This is a genomic window from Gracilibacillus timonensis, from assembly GCF_900086715.1.
GTDB lineage: Bacteria > Bacillota > Bacilli > Bacillales > Amphibacillaceae > Gracilibacillus > Gracilibacillus timonensis.
In genome coordinates, this window is the sequence record NZ_FLKH01000010.1 from 242,036 (window position 1) to 261,713 (window position 19,678).

A 19,678-nucleotide genomic window follows, 5' to 3' on the forward strand; every position below is an offset into this window, starting at 1 on the left:
TCTATCACCAACGGATAGACCTTTTTATTTTTATTTTCTTTTCATCATCTTAGCAGCCCAAGCCACAACAACCCCCAATAGTAGTGATAACCACCAAGGAAACCCAAATGATGGACCGATTTCAGGCAGCCAGATAACACCTAGAACGACCACACACGAACCAAAAGCAGCCGTCACACCAACTTTGACATATTCCTTCCACGCTGCGCGGTTAACCGTAAACACCGATTTATGCATCACATAAAAGATATACCGTATGATTCCAAAGACCATGAATGCAATCACCAGCACTTGCAGCAATAAGGAAAAGAGATTCACTTCGCTATTCACCTCTGTAAATAATGACAATACCGGTAGTAGCACCCCTCGTATGATCAAGACATAAGCACCCATCTGTAACAACAAAGAAGTCACAAAATCAAATCGGGATCCCTTCTCTTCCTGAGGCAATTGTTCGATTAATTGATCGGCGTAGGTCTTTGGATTATCGCCGAATATCTCGGCAGCCGTTTTTTCTTCTTGTTGTCCTTCTAGCAAATGATTGAGTAATTCCAGCAATAATTCCTCTGCTTGTTGTTCTGACACATGCCAATCGGTTCGAATATACAGTAGCAAATCTTCATAATAGGTTTCATTTTCAGCGTTGAGTTGTTCCCGTTTCTGATTATTCTCCTCGATCAATTGTTTTGCGTTCATGGCGTTTCCCCTCCTTGCAATAATTGACTAACTGGACCTACTAATAAATCCCATTCCTCTTGAATAATTTCTAGCGCTTCTTCCCCTTGCTCGGTAATATCATAGTATTTACGATTAGGACCAGAAGCAGATGGTCTCATTTCGCCTTTAATCATGCCATTTTTCTGCAGGCGTAATAAGACGGGATATATCGTTCCCTCACTTACGTCACTTAATCCGACTTGCTGTAACTTCTTCGACAGCTCATAACCATATACCGATTCGTCTGCTATAACCGATAAAATACAACCATCCAGTATTCCTTTCAATAGCTGACTCCGTATCGACATCTAATCAACTCCATTCACTATATTGTTAAACAAGATAGTTGGTGATAAAAAAAGCTAATACCCTTTGTTGTGTCATTAGCTATTCACTCTTTTTCTATCTTGTATAACCAGATAGTGATTTTATTTTACCTCGCTTATCTGTCATTGTCAAGGGGATCGTTGATATCTCTCCATCCTTTATCATTCCAAAGGATGGAAAGATAATGGCTGACCTTATCCAAAAAATAAATCAAGCACGTTACCTGCTGTAGAGGCTTCTTTATTGTAAAACTCCGAGTAACCACAATCCGTACAATAAACCACAATAAAACGGTTATGCTGTACATCAAACATTTTCGATAGTCCCGTTCCTGTCATCGCCACCTCTTTTTGATCGGCATTTCGACTGCCGCATTTCATACAACCTGATCCTGTATTCATGTTATCACTCCTTATAAAATAGTTACGAATGGAAATAGTGGTTGGTTTCATTTATATGTAACAGATTTTCAGGAAAAATTCAAACATGCTTCCATTCAAAACGACAAAACTAAACACCTCTTCACTCTTATTATATCAAAAGGGATAAAGAGGTGTTTTATTTCTGCTTACTATAAATATTGTTGACGCTTCATTTACCTGATTGGAGAATTTTTTTGCTCACTCCTTCACCATCCGCGTCACCAGCACCACTAACTCTTCCTGGTAGCTAGCCATATCAAACGAATCATTCTGCAGCAACAAGCTCTCGCTAATCGCTCCATTGATCAGTATAGCTGCTGTCTTCGGCTGGATGGCGGACGAAAATATACCTTCCGTTTGACCTTGAACAAGTATCTCCTCTAATTGTAGATATAAAGCATCCTCGTCATCCCCTGCCAGTTTGTAATACGGGATATTGTCCGCTGTCCGGCCATTAAAAATAATCTCCAGCATGGCTACATTATACTTATAATATTCTGTTTGATAGGTGAGGCTAGCCTGTATAAAGGCAAGTAATTTCTGATATGGACCCTCTTCTGCTTCCACCTTTTCATTAATATAATGGATCTGGGTGGTAACGACATACATCAAAGTTTGGTTCAATACATCCTCTTTATCTGAAAAATGATAAGAAATCAGTCCGGTGCTTATCTTTGCCTGTTTCGCGATTTTGGCTAAACTGACCTTGACATAGCCGATTTCATTTAATACCTCGATAGCTGCCTTGATGATTTGCTCACGGCGAGCTGCTCCAATAAATGATTGCTCTTGTGTCACTGTGTCGTCCCTCCAGCTATTCTTACATATTGGCGTTTATCTTCATCATGAATAACGATGCCTTCTGCTGCCAGATCTTTGCGTAGGGTGTTCGCTTCTTTAGAATCATCCGCTTGCAATGCCTTTTCCCTAGCAGATAGTAAGGCATTAATGGCACTGGAAAAGTCAGGGTGATCCGCTACCCAACGCTGATAGTGGCCAGCATATGGATCGTTTCTCTGCCACGGAAATCGGTGGTCCTGCATGGCTTTTTCGATTGCCGTTACCTTCGCTTCAGACTCCCCACGGTATAACTCCTGTCCTTGCCCTCCTAAAAAGACAATCTCTTTGCGATCCAGGTAAACAGCAGAAAGCGCTTCTCGTTCTAAGTACTCTTGCTGACCAAGCTTTTTAAGCGTAACACCTTGATCGGTCATCGTCATTTTCAACGATTCGCTAAAGGCATATATGATAAAAATGACTCCAGCAATCAGCCCAATAACGAGTCCAATGACAGGAACCCAAACATTATCCCAAGCTGCAATCCAGCGAAAGAATGGATCAAACGGGATAAACGGTACCATCACCAGCCAATCCGCTATTACTGGAATAAACCAGCCCAACAATGCGCCAATTAGCGGTGATAGGACGATCAGAATCCCTTTATCTAACTTTGATAACCCTACGACGGTTTCCTGTTGCATAATCTCTCCACCCTTTTTAACTGTATAACCATTTTTTTGATTGATCAGTTAAATAATACTATAAATTATCTAACATTGCAACCTCATTAAAAAACGGCGTCCTAGTTGGACACCGTTTCTCCACAGCCTATATTAACGTGTCTGCACAATCGTAATCCTGCGCATAAATGGAAAACCAATCAAAGAGAAGACAATCCCAATCGCAAATAGGATAACGAAAGACATAAAATCAACATTAGGAATTACATTCATTACCAAATCTATCATCCAGCCTTCAAACACCCCAAACAATACGGTGACTAACATGGCACCTAGCAGAATACCACCGCCTAACAGACCGGTTCGATAAAAGATAAGTGCAATCAAGTATAATGCAGCCATCAAGAAGAACATCACCAGCGTATCTACCACGATTCGCATCGCCCAATTATCCGTTAACGCCATCGCTGGGTGAACAAATTGATAATTCGTAATGCCAGCCCATTGCTGTAACCATTCGATGATTTGACGAAAAGTGCTGGCAGCAACAGCCATCGCAAAGGAATACAATACCATAAAATACAATTGCATGATATAGATATTTTTCCTGGTTGCGCCCATCTTCAGGCCAAATGGCACATTTCCTTTAATCAACTGGTAAGAAACAATCGCCACATTGGTATACGTAGCAAATGGAATAGCGAAATACATCTCAAAGTCCGCAACATCTAATAAGAGATAACAAATAATATTCATGGTCAGTATAATGGCCACCAGTATCGTCCAAAATATTTTCGTAGAATGAAGTACACCCTGCGTATAATAATAAAGCATGCCTTTGATTTGATGATTCATCGATTATCCCCCTTTCTTTTCTGTTAAATGTATCATCAGTTCTTGAATCGGAACCGCTTCTGTCTGCAGCCCCACTGTTTCCGCTTCTTGCCTCGTACCATAAGCATAAGCCATCGAATGACCCGCTAAGTCGGTCCGCTGAATCACCTCTTTGTTTTCTAAAAAGGTATCTACTTTTGCCTTTGGACCTGATACACCAACGGTTTTCTCTCTCAATGTCTCCGCATCCTCTGCCAAAATCAAAGCACCCTCTTGCAAGATCAGCACTTCTTCAAACATCAAGCTCACCTCATCAATTAAATGGGTTGAAAAAATAATCGTTCGAGGATTTTCTTGATAATCATCCAATAAAATCTGATAAAACGCCTTACGTGACGGGGCATCCATTCCAATATACGGCTCATCAAATACTGTGATCGGTGCCTTGCTTGCCAATCCCACCGTAATGCCCAAGGCCGATTCCATCCCTTTTGATAAGGTTTTGATCTTCATCGATGGTTTTAGATTAAAGGTCTCCAGCAATTCTTCTGCCATTGCTTGATCCCAGCCCGAATAAAAATAAGCAAAGATCTTCAGCACTTGTTTAATGCGCAATTCCGGGCTGAAGTTATCGGCCTCCTTAATCAAACAAATCGATTCGGTTAAACGCTGGTTTTCAAACGGCCTTTCACCATCAATGGTAATCTCCCCTGAACTAGCAAGAATCTGGCCGCTTAAAATGTCCATAAACGTCGTCTTCCCCGCCCCATTTCGACCGAGCAAGCCATATATCTTGTTCTCCTCCAACGTGAACGAGACGTCGTTTAGAGCATATGTCTCTCCATATTTTTTACTTAAATGCTTCACCTCAATCTTCATCCAAATCACCCTCTCTTCTTAACATATCGATTAATTCCTGTTCATTCATGCGCAGCTTTCTCGCCTCTCGTTTCAACGGCAGCATATAATGTTCAAAGAAGGTTTGCTTCCGTTTTTCGATAACAATCTCCTTTGCTTCATCTGTCACAAACATCCCCACACCCCTCCTCTTTAACAAAATACCTTCCGCGACTAGCTCGTTAATCCCTTTCCCAGCCGTCGCCGGATTGATTTGATAGACGCTGGCAAATTCATTAGTAGACGGGGCACGATCTCCCGCCTTTAACGAATCATCCATCACAGCATCCTCAATCTGTTCCTTGACCTGCAGGAAAATCGGTTTGCTTTCATCCCAATCTTTATTCATTAGCCTCATTCCTTAATTGGTTAATTACTTATGCAACTAACCATATAACATAAACATGAAAAAGTCAATTGTTTTTTAGATAAAATCAGAAAAACCGGGCTGAAATCCGCCGGTTCTTTATGACCACCCGAAGCTAGCTACTAACTGCTGATAAGATGGATTATGTGAAAGGTACTCTGGTTCATTCAAGGTCAAATCGTCCCAAATCCCATTATATTAAGGATTCTATGTTTTCTTATCTTTTAAAAAACCTGCTTCTAGTGGAATCGTGATTCTTCCATTAGAAGCAGGGTTGCTGAGAATTTTATATTTCTTGTCTATTAGTATTTAGCGTGCTTTACAGATCTATCAATATACAGGGGAACCTACATACATTTTCGAATACGCCTAAGCGGATTTCTATATCTTTTTACGGAAATACATAATGGCTAAACCATTAATAAGAATCAGGGCAGATAATCCAATAACAACCATTAAACCAAGTACTTCAGCTGAGATATTGGAAAAAGAGATAATTAAAATGAAAATCGCATAAATAAGAAATAACAAACCTACTGTGATATGTGAAGATTTAGCAAGTATCGATTCTCCTCGCTCATCCTTCCCCTCCTTAGAGGAAAAAGTAATATATCTCCCTAAACCAAAACTAGCAATAATAATGGATAAGACAATCATTATATTAATCACTTCGTATCACCCTTTCTAGTATAATCAAAAATGTCTTCAATCTGCTTATCGAATAATAACGCTATTTCAAAAGCTAATTTCAAAGAAGGATTATATTTGTTTGATTCTAAAGAATGAACGGTTTGTCTTGTCACACCTAATTGTTCTGCAACATATTTTTGTGGCCAACGCTTTTCCGCTCTTAAGATGTACAAGTTATTACGAAGTATTCCTTCTTCTTTTTTCACAAACTCACTCCTTCGTTAGATCATTTTTACTTAAGTTAAAAATATATTACTTAAGTAAATAATATATTACTGATATGTTTTTGTCAAGGCACCATTTAAAAACGCCATTTACCGGTACATACCGTTCAAATGGCGTTTGGAGTGATAGCGTATTAAAAAATTGACCTTAGACAGGGCGACGTATCCTGTATCGCTGTTAACTACTCATCATTATCCCAACAAATAGTATCTGGAAACCTTTCTCAGTTCAAGACCCTTTGTTTCCTTATTGTTCTTTATCCCCAGGATTTTCGCCTGCAATACCGTAGAAAAATAAGCGGCTAAATTCCATTGAAACAGGTAGCATCTCTTGCATGACGCCTTCTCTTTGAAGATAGTCGGTAAACATTTGTAGATACTGCAACAAGGTTTGATCGCTGATTTGTTCATGGATATAGCCCTCTTCTCTTCCTTGGTGCAGCAGTTTAATCAGTGCAGGTAGCACCTTTTCTTGATAGACTTTCTCGATATAATTCCCTTCTTCTGTATAATACTGCATGATAAATTGCAGAAATTCCTCACTGACTTCATTCGCTATCTCGATTTCATCTAAAAATAATTGCTTGATTTTCTGCTCGAATGACATGTCCTCTTCCATTAAAGCCTGATACCTCTGCCACATCTGGTCCATATAATAAACGATCACTTCTTCTAACAATTTCTCCTTGCTTTCCAAGTAATTGTAGATCGTTACCTGTGATACATTTGCTTCCTTGGCAATCTCTGCGATCGAGACCTTTTTATATCCTTTTTTTTGAAATAACCGCAGACTTGTTTCTAAAATCGCTTGTTTTTTTTGTAATTTCCTTCGTTCAAATCCGTTCATTTTTTCTTCCCTCGTTTCTTCATCAACCCATCATTTCACTCTTATTATACCTATTTTAACATAAAAATTTTGAAATATTTTAATTATTTTATTTCAAAACTTATTGACAATCTCAAACAAAGAGCATATCATAAGAAATGAAATATAAAACATATAATATTTCATATTTCCAAGAGGAGGGTTTCCTATGAACATACTCCAGTTAGAACAAATTTCCAAACGATTCGGACGTTTCCAAGCCTTGAACCAGGTTTCCATGGAATTAAAAGCAGGGGAGATTTATGGTTTTATTGGTCCTAACGGTGCTGGCAAATCAACGACGATTCGCATCCTTTTAGGTATGTTAAAACCTACTAGCGGCAAAGCAGAGGTATTTGGAATGGATGCTTGGAAGGAGGCCGCTGCTATCCATAAACGGTGCACCTATGTTCCAGGCGATGTCAATGTCTGGCCCAATCTTACCGGAGGAGAAGTCATTGATGTACTAATGAAAATGAACGGCAGCTCGAATACATCATTAAAAAATCAGTGGATCGAACGGTTTCAATTTGATCCCTCCAAAAAATGCCGTTCCTATTCCAAAGGGAATCGACAAAAGATTGCCCTCATTGCCGCCTTCGCCTCTGAGGCAGACTTGTATATTTTGGATGAACCCACTTCTGGATTGGATCCGTTAATGGAGCATGTTTTTCAACAGGGTGTACAAGAAGTGAAAAATAATGGTAAAACGGTACTACTTTCAAGTCATATATTATCCGAGGTAGAAAAACTCTGCGATCGCGTGGCTATTATCCGTCAAGGAAGTATTATCGAGCAAGGATCCTTGCAAGCATTACGTCACTTAACGCGCATGCATATTGCCGTGGAAACATGTGAAGCTTTGGGCGACCTACCTGCCTATCCAGGAATCCATGACATCGAGGAAAATGGGGCTGCCGTTACTTTCCAAGTTGACATGGAGCAGTTGGATACGATTATGCAGTATATCAGCCAGCAAGGAATCATCCGCTTGGACAGCAGCCCGCCGACGTTGGAAGACTTGTTCATGCGTCACTATGAACAAAGTGGAAACGGAGGGGAAAGATAATGCGCCACCTTCAAGGGTCACATTGGCTGTTCTCGATTTTACTGCGTCAGCATAAAATGCGCCTGTTTTATTGGCTTGCCGGGCTCACCGTCGTTATAGTCTCTGTCGCCTCTGCTTACCCTTCTATGTATGAAGATCAGGCTGACCGAGAGGCTTATGGTTTCACAATGGATAACCCTACCATGGTGGCGATGTTAGGGATTGGTTATGATGATTATCAAATCATCGGCAGTTTGTTTGCGATGGAAATGTTACTATTTTCTGCTGTCACTGTTGCCATCATGAATATTCTGCTAATGGCCAAGGCTACAAGAGATGATGAAGAGAGGGGGATATTGGAGCTGGTCCGTTCGCGGGCTGTGGGGCGATTAAGTTACTTACACGTCTCTTTGCTGCTAATGCTGGTAACTAATATGCTCTTAACCGTCTTACTAACCGTTGGCATCGTTGTCTTACAGATCGACGGTATGGATTGGCAAGGTGCTTTCTTATACAGCAGTGTACTAGGGGCAACTGGTATACTTTTCGGTAGTCTTACTGCATGGTGTGCCCAGCTGGTAGAGACATCGAAAAGTACGATCACTTTTTCACTGGGGATATTGTTTTTCTGTTATATATTACGCGCGATTGGAGATGTACAATTTACCGCCCTTTCCTATATCAGTCCTTTAGGCTGGCTGTCACGCGCCTATGTATTTACCGATAATGATTGGTGGCCGGTTGTTGCTTTACTCATAGCAGCAGTTGTCCTAACACTGATTACCTATTACCTGCAATCGATCAGAGACATAGACGCTGGTTTTCTTCCCGAGCGCAAAGGACGCAGGACGGCTTCCCCTATCTTACAAACAACATTCGGGTTTGTATTTCACCTGCAAAGGACCATGATCTTCTCTTGGTTAATTGGGATTCTATTAATAGGTAGTGCCTTTGCTGCCATATTAAATGAGTTAGAGGTATTTTTAGCAGAAAATGAAACGATCCAGGAATTATTAACGGCGGAGGGAAGCCTGATCGAGCAATTCGTGCTATTATTGATGGCGATGATGGCCGTTTTCATAACTGCTCCTGTGATCCTGTCTATCCTGAAGCTGCGTGGAGAAGAACAAGCACAGCGGACAGAATTACTCTACAGTCGTTCTTTGTCTCGGCTGCAATGGTACATGAGCTACACATTACTAGCCATCTTGATTGTCTGTATTTTCCCTGTGTTGCTGGCGTTCAGTATCTGGGGAATAGGTTCCTTGACCACCGATAATATGATGTCTTGGCAGGATGTCTTCGGTTCAGCAATCATTTACATCCCTGCTCTGCTGGTTGTTGCTGGTATTACCCTCTGCTTGCTGGGATGGCTGCCCAAGCTTACATCGATCAGCTGGATTCTAGTGATCTATGGCTTTATTGTAATTTATCTTGGGGATTTATTAGATTTACCAAAAGGGGTGAAAAATCTCTCCCTTTACGAGCATATACCTGCTTATCCTAGTGAAGATTTTTCGTTATCGGTATGCCTCCTGTTTCTGTTGATCAGTTGTTTGTTGATTCTGTTTGGTTTTATCGGCTACCGACAACGGGATATGGAAGGGTGAGCGAAAAACGCTCCGCCCACTCAGGCATAGTGGCTGGGCGAAGCGTAAAACTATGTTATATAAACAGAAGTATTGCTATTACTCAGATAAGATGGCATCTAAGGTATGGCGTGCCGATTGTCGCACGTCTTGATCTTCTGCATGGTAAGTAATCAGTGCCTTCCACAGTGCCCAGCCCTTTGCCCGCTGCCAAGTGGCCTCATCCAACGGCAGGTATTTCTTAAAAATCTCTCTGCTTTTTCTGATCAAAGAAGGTCCAGGCCATCACCAAATCACAGGCTGGATCGCCAACTGCTGATGTGCCAAAGTCAATCACCGCAACTAATTGACGATTCTTTACCAGCAAGTTTCCACTAGCGATATCACCATGCACCCAGACCGGTGTTTTTGTCCATTTAGTTGCTAATGCGTTAGCGAGGATTTGTTGACATCGATCCGTATCTACTACATCTGCTAATTGCTGAATGGCTTCCTCAGTTTCCTGCCTGTAAACAGCGAAATCTCCTCCACGATAAAAGCTGTGAGCACCTGCACTTGGACCATCTTCCGCATCAAGCGATTGCAGTTGCGTGAGAAATTGTGCTAAATCTACGGCAAATTGGGGCATATCGACAGGAGCAACTGACAACGCTTCTCCCTCTAACCAATTATTAACCGACCACGGTAGCGGATAAATAGCAGAGGGCTCTCCTTTGGCAATCGGCGTAGTGATTGCCATATCTAATCGCGGTGCTAGATATGGCAGCCATTTGGCCTCCTTCTCAATCGCTGCGGCATAAGCCTGATGACTAGGCAGCCGCAGACTCATTGTCTCCCCTAACCGAAACGTGCGATTGTCATGTCCACCCTTTTTCACCCGTCTCACTTGTAATGCCGACCATTCCGGAAACTGCTCTGCCACCAACTGCTTAGCTAATTCTGATGTAATATTGATCATTCATCACACCCCTCATAAATTAATCCGTGCTTCTTTTTCTCCTCGATTCATAATCTCTTTCACCGTTTCCTCAGCAGTCAGCTCCGTCGAATCAATCCATAAACCAATGCGAGGATTCTCCTTGATTAGCACTTCTTGCAATGCCGCCACATCCCATGTATGATATCCTGTCTTATCTCGAGTCTGTTCCCGTGTTTGCACAGCGGCTAAACTTGGATGAAGTGTAATCAAGTAAAGCGACTTGGTCTGAAATTCTCGTAAAAAATGATAAGCTTCCTTGCCTAAATAGTTGTCTTGTACTATTACGGTGAAACCGGCACGATAGTAGGCTTCTGCAGCCATGGCTGTCAAATGATAGCGCAATCTTAATTGTTCTATGGCTTGGGAAGAGGGCTCATTCGTCATCTCTTCTTTTCCGTTTACAATCATTTTTCGGTAGATATCGCCGTTTATGTGCACACTATGATCGATTCTTTCCGCCAACCTCTGTGCCACCGTCGTTTTTCCGGAAGCCATAATTCCTGTTATAATATAAATCCCTTGTGGAAGAGTCATTTGATCACCTACTTTTTCAAAAGAATGAAGCTTGTCTGATAACTTGATAGACCATTAACTAAATGATCATTATTCGTCCTCACCTGTTTTAACCACGCCCATTATCAATAAATTTCCTTCGCAGCAGCTGGCAATTGACGAATATGATCCAGATAAGACCGCACTCGCTCCACCATTGCCGTCGGATATCGGAAATCCAATGAGGTTGTCACATATTTAGCGGTTTGCTGGAACAGGGAACACATGGCATCCAGTGCCCGCCAAGCGCTCTGATAATTACCAGCAGCATAGGTTTCCATCAGCTGTTCCCACTCCTGGGCAGTGAGCAATTGCTCCAAATGCTTGCCCGATTTTCCCACACTCAAGGAAAAATCGGTTTCGATTCCTACACGCCAGCTTAACATCTGCAAAAGCATTTCTCGGATAATCTGCAAGTGATCCTGTGCATAAATAATCTCTCGACGCCACAGTCCTTTGACCACATACGTAGATACCCACCAAAACTCATTACAACAATCATCAAATAACTGCTGATTTGGTTTGTTTACCCAATAATTTACATCGCTTGGCTCTGGCAGAGAAGGTAGGCGATGATCCTTATCTAGTAACACTTTCGCCAATCGATCTCCCCCATGCCATTCCTCTGCACGCTCAACCGGACACAATGTCAAATCGATGCGGTTGCCATCAGTAAATAACATTAAATAAGAGAACATGCCACCTAATTCCGGCGGAAAAAGCTCCATTGCCTCTGGTGTTTGCATGATAATGCGTTCACCAAAGGCACCAACCCAGCTTGAATCTTGAACAAACGCTTCCATATCTTCTACTACATAGACCATATCATAATCTTGAAAAATATCCGCTCGTACCCTCGGATTGGTTCGTGAACCGTTCATCCCCACGGCACGAATCCGTTGATCATCTTTAGCAACCTGTAAAATCAGCTGCATCATTTCTTCTTCTGTACGCATGGTTTAGCCTCCTTATCCTACTTATTTCTTACAACCATTATAACATGTTTCTACCGCATAAAAGGAAGACAAAAGGGCATACTTTATGATAATGACGAAACGATAGAAACAGAAAGGACCGGATTGATCATGAAAAAAAGAGGTATTGTATGGTTAACGCTACTACTATTGTTGCTTTTAGCGGCCTGTAATAACAACGATAATAATGACACTGTCGATGAACGACCAGCCAATGAGAATTACAATGACCCTGACGTTGATATAACAGAAACCAACACCAATGGAAAACACTTATCCATTGACGAGGTTGCCTTATCTGTAAAAGAAGCCTTGGATCTCTATCAGCAAACTTTTCCCGATACGCAAGTAGATTCGATTGACCTAGATGAAGAAAATGGCGAATTGATTTACGAAATAGATGGATTTGATGATACGAATGAATATACAGCACATATCGACGGTTCTGGAGAAGTTATTTATCAAGAGGAAGAAGCCTTGGATGCTGACGATCAACCGCAAGCGCTCGCTATGGGAGATTACGTGGCGATCGAAAATGCTATCATAACGGCAAAGCAGGCACCAGAAGCAGACAACTTAACCACTACAAGCTGGAGCTTAGATGAAGATAATGGCGTGATCGCTTACGAGATTACCTTTAAAGATACGGAAGGACAAGAAGTAGAAGTGACGATAGATGCAGAAACTGGTGAACAGCTTTCTGTGGAAATGGAGAGTTAAAATAAGGACCATGCAGTGAGCCTGCTTACAGTACAGCGGCTCACTCTTTTTTATGGAAAACAAATTTTCGATTCTATTGGTTGGATTACGGACCGATAAGCTAGCTATCAACTTCAAGGCTATTCTTTATTCCGTTTCTCTGCGCCTTTTGTTATACCCTCTTCTAATCCTTCTTCCTTTCTGTTCACTCAAAAAGTCCAAATATTTCCTAGTGCCATATCGTCTCCTTTCATGTACCTCAATATCATATATAAGAGATGACAATTCCAGCATTATTTTCACCATGTAATGCACCCCTGATTCTCCAGTCCATTTTTGGTCGTCATTTTCCAGATGACTACCGTTTTTTAGTTTTCACACTTGGATTTTGGTCGCCATTTCCACGATGACGCTTTCTTAACAATAGGATAACATTTTCTTTTTACATGTTAGCATAACTTATACATGAGTGAAAAATTTTAGTGAATAAATCAAGATTAAAACAATCGACAAAATTAATAAAGTCATCCCAAATTTTCTATGATTCTTTCTTATCTCCTCTGCACCAAGACTTGCTAAAATAATAACAAAAAGTGTAGCGCTTACATAATAATAATAAAGTTCATTCACATCAAAAAATAGCCCATATAATGAATAGGTCATTAAAACCACACTAGAAACCACGGTCACTATAACAAACACGTCAACCACTCCAATTTATAACAATATTTACATCATGTTTCTTGTTATTGGTATACTAACAACCCAAATACATAATGTAAAACTTATCTTCGTAATTTTCTTCCTATTTTTATTAGTTGAAATGAAAAAAAGGCTATCTGCCAAAAACAGATAACCTCTTCTTTGATTTGCTTAACGCGGACGTCGATCTTTCACTCCCGGTAGTTCTGGAAAAGGCTGGTGCGGCTTGGTTTGATACCAATAGGCAACCGAAGCAATATCATCCGCTCGTTCAAACAAGCCAATATCATCATTGCCAATTTGCTGAAGCGTGACCGTCAAGTTTTCTTCAAAACGAATCGGATCAGGCAGGTGCCATCTGTACAGGCCATGCATTGGTAAGGCATCCCGGCCAAAACCGTGAGTTGGAATGCTATCCTTACGCGGAAAATGATCCCTTGTATGATCTTCCGTCGATTGAAAGGCATAGCCCATAAACGGCGTATTATAGGTGGAAGAACTAATCGTGCCATCATCATGCTTCTTATGGAACGCCCAAGCACCGCCAAAGTAATCCTCTGTGCCTGTACCACAAATGGTCGGATACTTTTCGTCGTCATCGATATAGAATTTAAACTCGCCTTCGCCCCACCAATAACGTTCTAAAGCAGTCAAAGCAAGGTACGTTCCTACATAATGCCCTTTTCCTTTAATATCACTGACTACCGTATAATCAACGGCTTCCTTGGTGTACTTTTCCCGACGCCATTGTGCATGGAAATAGGCGGTATCTTTATCGATTTCATCTTCTACGGTATAATTGATCGTATAAAAGAAAGCCTCGATATCCCCTTCATGTTCATTGGTTATCGTAATACGCGCCTTCTCACGGAAGGGCATCGGAAAGTAGCTATTCATCGCACCGGATGGATTGACGACAATCGGCATCGAATTCACTTCACAACGGGCACCAAACCCATTGCAGAAAAAGTCTCCTAGCGGCGATTCTACAGAAGGAGTATCTTCTCCATCCCAGTACATACGCAGCACCAAGTCGCGCAAGACGAAACTACCATGTGTGGTAGCCTCTGTTACCGTCATCCAGATATGACGAATCGTACCTGGTCCTTCTATTTCTGCTAGTGTAGCTGTTTCCCCACTTTTTAAGTCTATTTTTGGATTCCCTTTTCGGCTGGGACCAAGGTCACTATCTGTTGTCCCACCCCTACCTGGTGCACCAGTAGGATTTTCCGGATTAATCGACCGGCTCTTATTATTTTTTAATTTTTCAATTCCATCTAATGTAAACATCTTTCTCATCCTTCCCTATTTTTTCTAACTATTTATCTAACCTTTAATCGCTCCTCCTGTAAGACCAGAGATAATCCCCTTACGGAAAATGATTGTCAGGATAACGATTGGCAACATCGCAATGATGGAGCCTGCAAAAATCGTGCCATATGGAATCGAGTATGGACCACTAAACAATGCGATCCCTACAGATACCGTCCTCATCGATGGATCCGAATTGATAATCAGCGCCAAGAAAAACTCAATCCATGTCGCAATGTACGTAAAGATTGCGGCTGTAAAAAGACCTGGCTTGACTAACGGTAAATAGATTTTGTAAAAGGTATAAAACGTACTTGCCCCATCTACCCGAGCACTTTCTAGCAACTCGGTCGGGATTTGTGCAAAGTAATTCCGTAACAACCAAACGGCAAATGGCAGGTTAAAGGCAATATACGGGATCACCAGACCGGTGTACGTATTTAACAGCCCCATATTATTCAACATAATATAAATCGCTGGTGCAACCGTAACCGGTGGAAACATGGATAGAATAAGCAAGCCCACCATCATTGGGTATTTATTCGGCAATGGCAGTTTGGCAATTGCAAAGGCAGCCATACTAGAAAAGATCAAGACAATAATCGTTGCCGAAATAGATACAACCATACTGTTAAACATATTGGTTAAGAAGCCATGATCCACTATCGCCTCCCGATAATGTTCTAATGTCCACGTTTCCGGCAAAAATCCTGGTGGATAATCTCCTAATTCAGAGCCTGGCTTAAAGGAGGTAATCACGATCCAATAGAACGGCGAAATAATGAGAATAAGAAACGCTATTAAAACTAGGTAACGACCTACTTTTGATAAACGCATAAGTTATGACTCTCCTTTCACAACGGATCGAATCAGCGGATAAAAGGTGATCGAAAGCATGATAATGAAAAACACTACACTCACAGAAATCGCTGAACCTAATCCAAAATTCAAATTCTGAAATAGAGACTTTTGGGCCAGCATCGCGACAGGCTGTGTTGCATTACCTGGTCCCCCGCCCGTTAATACAAACGGCAAATCAAATACCCCAAACGCCTGTAATAAACGGAAAATGACCGATACTGCAATACTTCCTTTGATCGCTGGTAAGGTAATCTTCCAAAATGTCTGCCAACGATTGGCACCATCCATTGCCGCTGCTTCATACTGATCTTTCGGCACCATCTGTAAACCAGCTAATAAAATAATCACAACAAAAGGCGTCGTTTTCCAAATTTCAGCGGCCATCATACTGATAACAGCCGTATCTGGAGTTGCCAGCCATGCGACTGGTGAATCGATTACATGCACGGCTTCCAGGAGATAATTTAATACCCCATACACCGCATTATAGATATAAGCCCACATCTGTCCTGAAACCACGGTGATCAATGCCCATGGAATCAACATGATTACTAGTGATACATTCAATAATCGTTTTACTTTGTTGATCGCTAAGGCAATCAATAAACCAAGCACAATCTCCACTGCTACCGTTACAAAGGCAAAATAAAAGGTGAACCATAAACTATCCCAATAAACCGAATTGGTAAAAATATTGATGTAATGTTGTAACCCAACAAAATCAAACGTATAACCATCACTCGAAATTCCCACATCGCTTAAACTCATCCGCAATGTGTAGAAAATCGGATAGAACATAATAACAGCAAGTGCCAGAACGGTTGGCAGTACCATTAAATACCCCGGGCGATTCAGTCTCCAAGACTCTCGCAAAGAACGGTTAGACCCATTTGTTCGTTTTGACATACCTGCACCTCACTCCTCTATTTCTTACTGTTTTTTTATAGTGCTGGACCTCTTATAGTCCGGAATCGTTAGCCGACTTCATCTGATCTTCCATTGTATCTAAGATATCCTGTACGTCATTATTTTCCACGATCATTTCGTTAACGTTCATGTAAATCCCTTCAGATAAGGCATTGTAATTAGGTGTCTTTGGCCTTGGTGTAGTAATAGCCTCCTGATAGATTTCTAATATTTCGTACTCGTCAATCAGTTCTGGATCTTCCGTGACCGCCGTATTTGTTGGGATCATATCGTGTCCTTCTAACATGATCCGCTGAGCTTCCTCACCGGTTAGATAATCCATAAAAGCCAAGGATGCCTCTAAATTCTGTGTGTTTGGATTGATAAAGACGTTCCAACCGGATTGCGTCGTATGTCGCTCTCCTCCCTCAAAGGCAGGCAAGGCAGAAATTCCGATATTCTCACTCATTGCCGACATTTCCGGATCTTTCAACTGACCATAATAGCTCATCCAATTTCGCAAAAAGGCAGCAGAGCCTGAACTAAAGGTCGTAGTTGCCTCATCTTCATGGAAGGTAGCTACTGCACTTGGTGTTGCCCCGCCATTCACCAATTCTTGCATAAATGATAAGGCTTTTTCCGTTTCTCGGGTGTTGATATTCACTTCTTCGTTCTCGTCTAATACCTCACCATTAGCGGCATGTAAATATTCTAGAAAATTGGTAGTAAGCCCTTCATACGAGGCGCCTTGCCAAACAAAACCATAGTCTACTAACCCTTTTTCTTTCAGTTCAATCGACATGTCCTGCAACTCTTCCCATGTGCTAGGCACCTCAAGGCCTTCCTCTTCTAAGATGTCCTTGCGATAATAAAGCACACCAATGTTATCGTAGAATGGTGCACCGTAAATTCCACCTTCGTAGGTAACAGAGTCGACTAAGGTATCCGGAAAACGATCCCAAAATTCATCCGGCATGATCTCTGACAAATCTAAAGCAATATTGGCATTGCCGAATTGTGCCGGCCAATTGGAATCGCCACTGTAGATATCCGGTTTTTCGCTTTGTCCGCCAATCGTTGTCGTGTAATAAGTTTGCGACTGATTCGTGGTAGAAGGAGCCTCTTGTAATTCTACTTCTACATTCGGATACTTCTCTTCAAACCCTTCTATTAATTCCTGTCGCAAACCAAGACCAGATAAGCTCCCGCTTGACCAGACGATTTTACCTTCTGGATTCGAATAATCTACTGGCTCACTAATATCTTGGTTAGATGCACCATTGTCATCCTGACTACACCCCAGTATCAATAGAAAAAGAAACAAACTCGCCATCCAGATAATCTTCTTCATTGTCTCCCACTCCTTTACTTTGGCAAATGCTTAACTGTCGTTTTCTCCTTTTCGTGTGTAGCTTTCACCACTCAACTCTATTGTTCGTGATATATAACGACTTTATACATTCCCTCCTGACAAAAGGTAAACGTTTAACTTTTAAGTGTAGAAAAACAAGGGGCTTGATGCTCCCTTTGCTTTTCTCAACTGTCTCTTATCCACTATTCTCGACAGCCACATGTTTCGGCAATGATAAACTGGTTGTTTAAATCCTCACTAAGTGTCACTTTGTTGTTTTTTACATCAATCAATTTTTGCATAGCATGTTTTCCCATGTCTTCAACAGGTTGTTCTACAATCGAAATGGCAGGATGAAGAAATTCCATCCAAGGCTCAACATCAAATCCGATAATTGCCAGTTCGTCTGGGATTTTCATCTGTCTTATTTTTAATTCTCGATAGGCTCCTAACAATAATTTATTGTTAGCTATATAAACCGCTTCCAGCTTGGGATGCTCTTCTAGCAACTGTTTCATGGCTTGTTGTCCGCTTTGAATACTTCCATCTGCTTGAGCCATCAAGTAACCTTTCACTGATAAACCTGCATGATTCATAGCCTTGATATAACCTTGTTTCCGCTCTTCCATCGAGGAGACCTTCGTATCTGCATAAATCAGACCTATCTCACGGTAGGCATGTTGGTGAATCAGATGTTCCACTACGGTTTGAGAAACTTGCAGGTTATTCGTAGCAACTACATAATCTTCTAAACCTGATATTTTTCGGTCGATGAAGACCATTGCGGTATGCTTCATGTATCTGCCTAGCTTTTCCTTTGTCCAGCCTTTTGTAGGTGCCATAATGATGCCTTCTACCCTTTTTTGCATCAAGGAATCAAGGAAAGATTGCTGTGCCTGTAAATCTTCATCGGTACTACCTACAATAATCTTCCAACCTAATGCCTCCGCCTGTTCTTGAATGCCTCGGAGAATATTAGTGAAAAATTGGTTATAGCCAATGGTCAAAACGCCGATCAGACGACTGGATCCTGCCTTTAGCTGGCGGGCTGATTCATGCGGTATATATCCTAACTCTTCCACCGAGCGCAATACTCGTTCTTTCGTTTCTTTCTTGACGGGCTTGGTGCCATGTATCACATGAGACACAGTGGCCGTAGACAGCCCGCAATGTTTACTTACTTCTTTCAACGTCACGTTCAAACAAGCCTCACCTCCATGTACACAACTTAAAAATTAAACGTTTAACTGTAGTGTAATCACTTTCATGAAATTTGTCAAATAATGATTTAAATTTTTTATGTAACAACCATGGATAAATGCCGTTATCCTGTCAACTAGAGACCGATAAATCTTTACCGACCACTCAAAGAAGTCACCGAACTGCCGATAAGATAGATTATGTTAAGTATCTAGTTCCATTATTCCATGTAGTAAAGTTGATTGTTTGTCAGTGCTAGACAGCGCTCCGGAAATAGGTTCCGCTGGGTAGTAGCACTACAATCGAATGGCTGCGAAGATGAAGTGTTCCAGACACTATATTTCTGCCAATAAGTAAACTGCATACCTTTTCTGAGAACGGTTCGATCATACATTATGACTTTTATAAAATGAAGGAGCCATTTTGTAGCATGATCCATTACACAGCTGAAGAATCAGTTGACGATTTTTTCCTTTTGCTACAACAGTGTCTAGGTACCTAGAACGCTTCATCCTTGCAGTAACAACCATTGTTGTATGTTTATCTAGCGGAGGGAATAGGTGTAGACTCCTATGGGACCAGGACGAGCTGAAGATCCACTAAAAAGTGCTCTTCTTTTTAGTTAGCTGAAGCCGGCCCCATGGAAAGCGGAACCTATTCCCGGAGCGCTTGCTTTGCACAGATAAAACGATCAAACTCACCA

21 protein-coding genes and 1 pseudogene are annotated in these 19,678 nt (G+C 41.4%); 3 read left to right on the forward strand and 19 right to left on the reverse strand.

Going from position 1 to position 19,678, the window contains the following annotated elements:
- Positions 1–30: 30 nt before the first annotated feature.
- The 11 genes from BN6556_RS05065 to BN6556_RS05115 form a co-directional block, all read right to left on the reverse strand.
- Positions 31–696 (reverse strand): DUF1129 family protein, encoded by a 666-nt coding sequence (locus BN6556_RS05065; RefSeq protein WP_066187998.1) that lies wholly within the window; start codon positions 694–696, stop codon positions 31–33.
- Positions 693–1,025, reverse strand: coding sequence for a PadR family transcriptional regulator (locus BN6556_RS05070; RefSeq protein ID WP_066188000.1), 333 nt, complete (start codon positions 1,023–1,025; stop codon positions 693–695). Before BN6556_RS05070 ends, BN6556_RS05065 begins: the two co-directional genes overlap by 4 nt.
- A gap of 213 nt (positions 1,026–1,238) precedes the next feature.
- The gene (locus BN6556_RS05075) at positions 1,239–1,445 is read right to left on the reverse strand and encodes a zinc ribbon domain-containing protein (protein WP_066188002.1); all 207 of its coding nucleotides are present in this window, start codon (positions 1,443–1,445) and stop codon (positions 1,239–1,241) included.
- A gap of 219 nt (positions 1,446–1,664) precedes the next feature.
- Positions 1,665–2,264: a TetR/AcrR family transcriptional regulator gene (locus tag BN6556_RS05080; protein WP_066188004.1), complete on the reverse strand. Its 600-nt coding sequence runs from the start codon at positions 2,262–2,264 to the stop codon at positions 1,665–1,667.
- Positions 2,261–2,947 (reverse strand): YqeB family protein, encoded by a 687-nt coding sequence (locus BN6556_RS05085; protein ID WP_066188006.1) that lies wholly within the window; start codon positions 2,945–2,947, stop codon positions 2,261–2,263. The genes BN6556_RS05080 and BN6556_RS05085 overlap by 4 nt, the downstream gene beginning before the upstream one ends.
- Before the next feature lie 132 nt (positions 2,948–3,079).
- Positions 3,080–3,781: a hypothetical protein gene (locus BN6556_RS05090; RefSeq protein WP_066188008.1), complete on the reverse strand. Its 702-nt coding sequence runs from the start codon at positions 3,779–3,781 to the stop codon at positions 3,080–3,082.
- Between the two features lie 3 nt (positions 3,782–3,784).
- A complete protein-coding gene (locus BN6556_RS05095) occupies positions 3,785–4,639 on the reverse strand; it encodes an ABC transporter ATP-binding protein (RefSeq protein WP_066188010.1) in 855 nt (284 codons plus the stop codon).
- Positions 4,629–5,006 carry a GntR family transcriptional regulator gene (locus BN6556_RS05100; protein WP_066188012.1) on the reverse strand — a complete coding sequence of 126 codons (378 nt, stop codon included), beginning with the start codon at positions 5,004–5,006 and terminating at the stop codon, positions 4,629–4,631. The genes BN6556_RS05095 and BN6556_RS05100 overlap by 11 nt, the downstream gene beginning before the upstream one ends.
- Before the next feature lie 399 nt (positions 5,007–5,405).
- Positions 5,406–5,693, reverse strand: coding sequence for a hypothetical protein (locus BN6556_RS05105; RefSeq protein ID WP_066188014.1), 288 nt, complete (start codon positions 5,691–5,693; stop codon positions 5,406–5,408).
- Positions 5,690–5,920 carry a helix-turn-helix transcriptional regulator gene (locus BN6556_RS05110; protein WP_066188016.1) on the reverse strand — a complete coding sequence of 77 codons (231 nt, stop codon included), beginning with the start codon at positions 5,918–5,920 and terminating at the stop codon, positions 5,690–5,692. The genes BN6556_RS05105 and BN6556_RS05110 overlap by 4 nt, the downstream gene beginning before the upstream one ends.
- 265 nt (positions 5,921–6,185) lie before the next feature.
- On the reverse strand, positions 6,186–6,785 hold the full coding sequence (locus tag BN6556_RS05115; protein ID WP_066188017.1) for a TetR/AcrR family transcriptional regulator: 600 nt from the start codon (positions 6,783–6,785) through the stop codon (positions 6,186–6,188).
- Positions 6,786–6,972: 187 nt separating this feature from the next.
- Between BN6556_RS05115 and BN6556_RS05120 the strand changes: the two genes are divergently transcribed.
- Together BN6556_RS05120 and BN6556_RS05125 are read left to right on the forward strand one after the other, a co-directional pair.
- Positions 6,973–7,872: an ABC transporter ATP-binding protein gene (locus BN6556_RS05120; RefSeq protein ID WP_066188018.1), complete on the forward strand. Its 900-nt coding sequence runs from the start codon at positions 6,973–6,975 to the stop codon at positions 7,870–7,872.
- Positions 7,872–9,461 (forward strand): ABC transporter permease, encoded by a 1,590-nt coding sequence (locus BN6556_RS05125; protein WP_066188020.1) that lies wholly within the window; start codon positions 7,872–7,874, stop codon positions 9,459–9,461. The genes BN6556_RS05120 and BN6556_RS05125 overlap by 1 nt, the downstream gene beginning before the upstream one ends.
- A gap of 78 nt (positions 9,462–9,539) precedes the next feature.
- Here BN6556_RS05125 and BN6556_RS05130 read toward each other — a convergent pair.
- From BN6556_RS05130 to BN6556_RS05140, 3 genes and pseudogenes are all read right to left on the reverse strand, one after another.
- Positions 9,540–10,398 (reverse strand): annotated as a pseudogene (locus tag BN6556_RS05130) (aminoglycoside phosphotransferase family protein).
- Positions 10,399–10,410: 12 nt separating this feature from the next.
- Positions 10,411–10,953, reverse strand: a complete 543-nt coding sequence (locus BN6556_RS05135) for an AAA family ATPase (RefSeq protein WP_066188022.1) — start codon at positions 10,951–10,953, stop codon at positions 10,411–10,413.
- 104 nt (positions 10,954–11,057) lie between these two features.
- Positions 11,058–11,927, reverse strand: coding sequence for an aminoglycoside 6-adenylyltransferase (locus BN6556_RS05140; RefSeq protein ID WP_066188024.1), 870 nt, complete (start codon positions 11,925–11,927; stop codon positions 11,058–11,060).
- Positions 11,928–12,056: 129 nt separating this feature from the next.
- On the opposite strand from BN6556_RS05140, the gene BN6556_RS05145 reads away from it, so the two are divergent.
- Positions 12,057–12,665: a PepSY domain-containing protein gene (locus tag BN6556_RS05145; RefSeq protein ID WP_066188996.1), complete on the forward strand. Its 609-nt coding sequence runs from the start codon at positions 12,057–12,059 to the stop codon at positions 12,663–12,665.
- An 852-nt stretch (positions 12,666–13,517) separates the two neighbouring features.
- On the opposite strand, the gene BN6556_RS05155 is transcribed toward BN6556_RS05145, so the two are convergent.
- The 5 genes from BN6556_RS05155 to BN6556_RS05175 form a co-directional block, all read right to left on the reverse strand.
- Positions 13,518–14,636, reverse strand: coding sequence for a glycoside hydrolase family 172 protein (locus BN6556_RS05155; protein ID WP_066188029.1), 1,119 nt, complete (start codon positions 14,634–14,636; stop codon positions 13,518–13,520).
- 36 nt (positions 14,637–14,672) lie between these two features.
- Positions 14,673–15,494: a carbohydrate ABC transporter permease gene (locus BN6556_RS05160; protein ID WP_066188031.1), complete on the reverse strand. Its 822-nt coding sequence runs from the start codon at positions 15,492–15,494 to the stop codon at positions 14,673–14,675.
- Between the two features lie 3 nt (positions 15,495–15,497).
- Positions 15,498–16,424 carry a carbohydrate ABC transporter permease gene (locus BN6556_RS05165; RefSeq protein WP_066188033.1) on the reverse strand — a complete coding sequence of 309 codons (927 nt, stop codon included), beginning with the start codon at positions 16,422–16,424 and terminating at the stop codon, positions 15,498–15,500.
- Between the two features lie 52 nt (positions 16,425–16,476).
- Positions 16,477–17,775 carry an ABC transporter substrate-binding protein gene (locus tag BN6556_RS05170; protein WP_066188035.1) on the reverse strand — a complete coding sequence of 433 codons (1,299 nt, stop codon included), beginning with the start codon at positions 17,773–17,775 and terminating at the stop codon, positions 16,477–16,479.
- 203 nt (positions 17,776–17,978) lie between these two features.
- Positions 17,979–18,971 (reverse strand): LacI family DNA-binding transcriptional regulator, encoded by a 993-nt coding sequence (locus BN6556_RS05175; RefSeq protein ID WP_235817465.1) that lies wholly within the window; start codon positions 18,969–18,971, stop codon positions 17,979–17,981.
- Positions 18,972–19,678: the final 707 nt, after the last annotated feature.

Coding starts and splice junctions, on each gene's coding strand:
- BN6556_RS05065 (WP_066187998.1), bottom strand. CDS start 696: ATGAACGCAAAACAATTGATCGAGGAGAATAATCAGAAACGGGAACAA.
- BN6556_RS05070 (WP_066188000.1), bottom strand. CDS start 1,025: ATGTCGATACGGAGTCAGCTATTGAAAGGAATACTGGATGGTTGTATT.
- BN6556_RS05075 (WP_066188002.1), bottom strand. CDS start 1,445: ATGAATACAGGATCAGGTTGTATGAAATGCGGCAGTCGAAATGCCGAT.
- BN6556_RS05085 (WP_066188006.1), bottom strand. CDS start 2,947: ATGCAACAGGAAACCGTCGTAGGGTTATCAAAGTTAGATAAAGGGATT.
- BN6556_RS05090 (WP_066188008.1), bottom strand. CDS start 3,781: ATGAATCATCAAATCAAAGGCATGCTTTATTATTATACGCAGGGTGTA.
- BN6556_RS05095 (WP_066188010.1), bottom strand. CDS start 4,639: ATGAAGATTGAGGTGAAGCATTTAAGTAAAAAATATGGAGAGACATAT.
- BN6556_RS05100 (WP_066188012.1), bottom strand. CDS start 5,006: ATGAATAAAGATTGGGATGAAAGCAAACCGATTTTCCTGCAGGTCAAG.
- BN6556_RS05115 (WP_066188017.1), bottom strand. CDS start 6,785: ATGAACGGATTTGAACGAAGGAAATTACAAAAAAAACAAGCGATTTTA.
- BN6556_RS05120 (WP_066188018.1), top strand. CDS start 6,973: ATGAACATACTCCAGTTAGAACAAATTTCCAAACGATTCGGACGTTTC.
- BN6556_RS05125 (WP_066188020.1), top strand. CDS start 7,872: ATGCGCCACCTTCAAGGGTCACATTGGCTGTTCTCGATTTTACTGCGT.
- BN6556_RS05135 (WP_066188022.1), bottom strand. CDS start 10,953: ATGACTCTTCCACAAGGGATTTATATTATAACAGGAATTATGGCTTCC.
- BN6556_RS05140 (WP_066188024.1), bottom strand. CDS start 11,927: ATGCGTACAGAAGAAGAAATGATGCAGCTGATTTTACAGGTTGCTAAA.
- BN6556_RS05145 (WP_066188996.1), top strand. CDS start 12,057: ATGAAAAAAAGAGGTATTGTATGGTTAACGCTACTACTATTGTTGCTT.
- BN6556_RS05155 (WP_066188029.1), bottom strand. CDS start 14,636: ATGTTTACATTAGATGGAATTGAAAAATTAAAAAATAATAAGAGCCGG.
- BN6556_RS05160 (WP_066188031.1), bottom strand. CDS start 15,494: ATGCGTTTATCAAAAGTAGGTCGTTACCTAGTTTTAATAGCGTTTCTT.
- BN6556_RS05165 (WP_066188033.1), bottom strand. CDS start 16,424: ATGTCAAAACGAACAAATGGGTCTAACCGTTCTTTGCGAGAGTCTTGG.
- BN6556_RS05170 (WP_066188035.1), bottom strand. CDS start 17,775: ATGAAGAAGATTATCTGGATGGCGAGTTTGTTTCTTTTTCTATTGATA.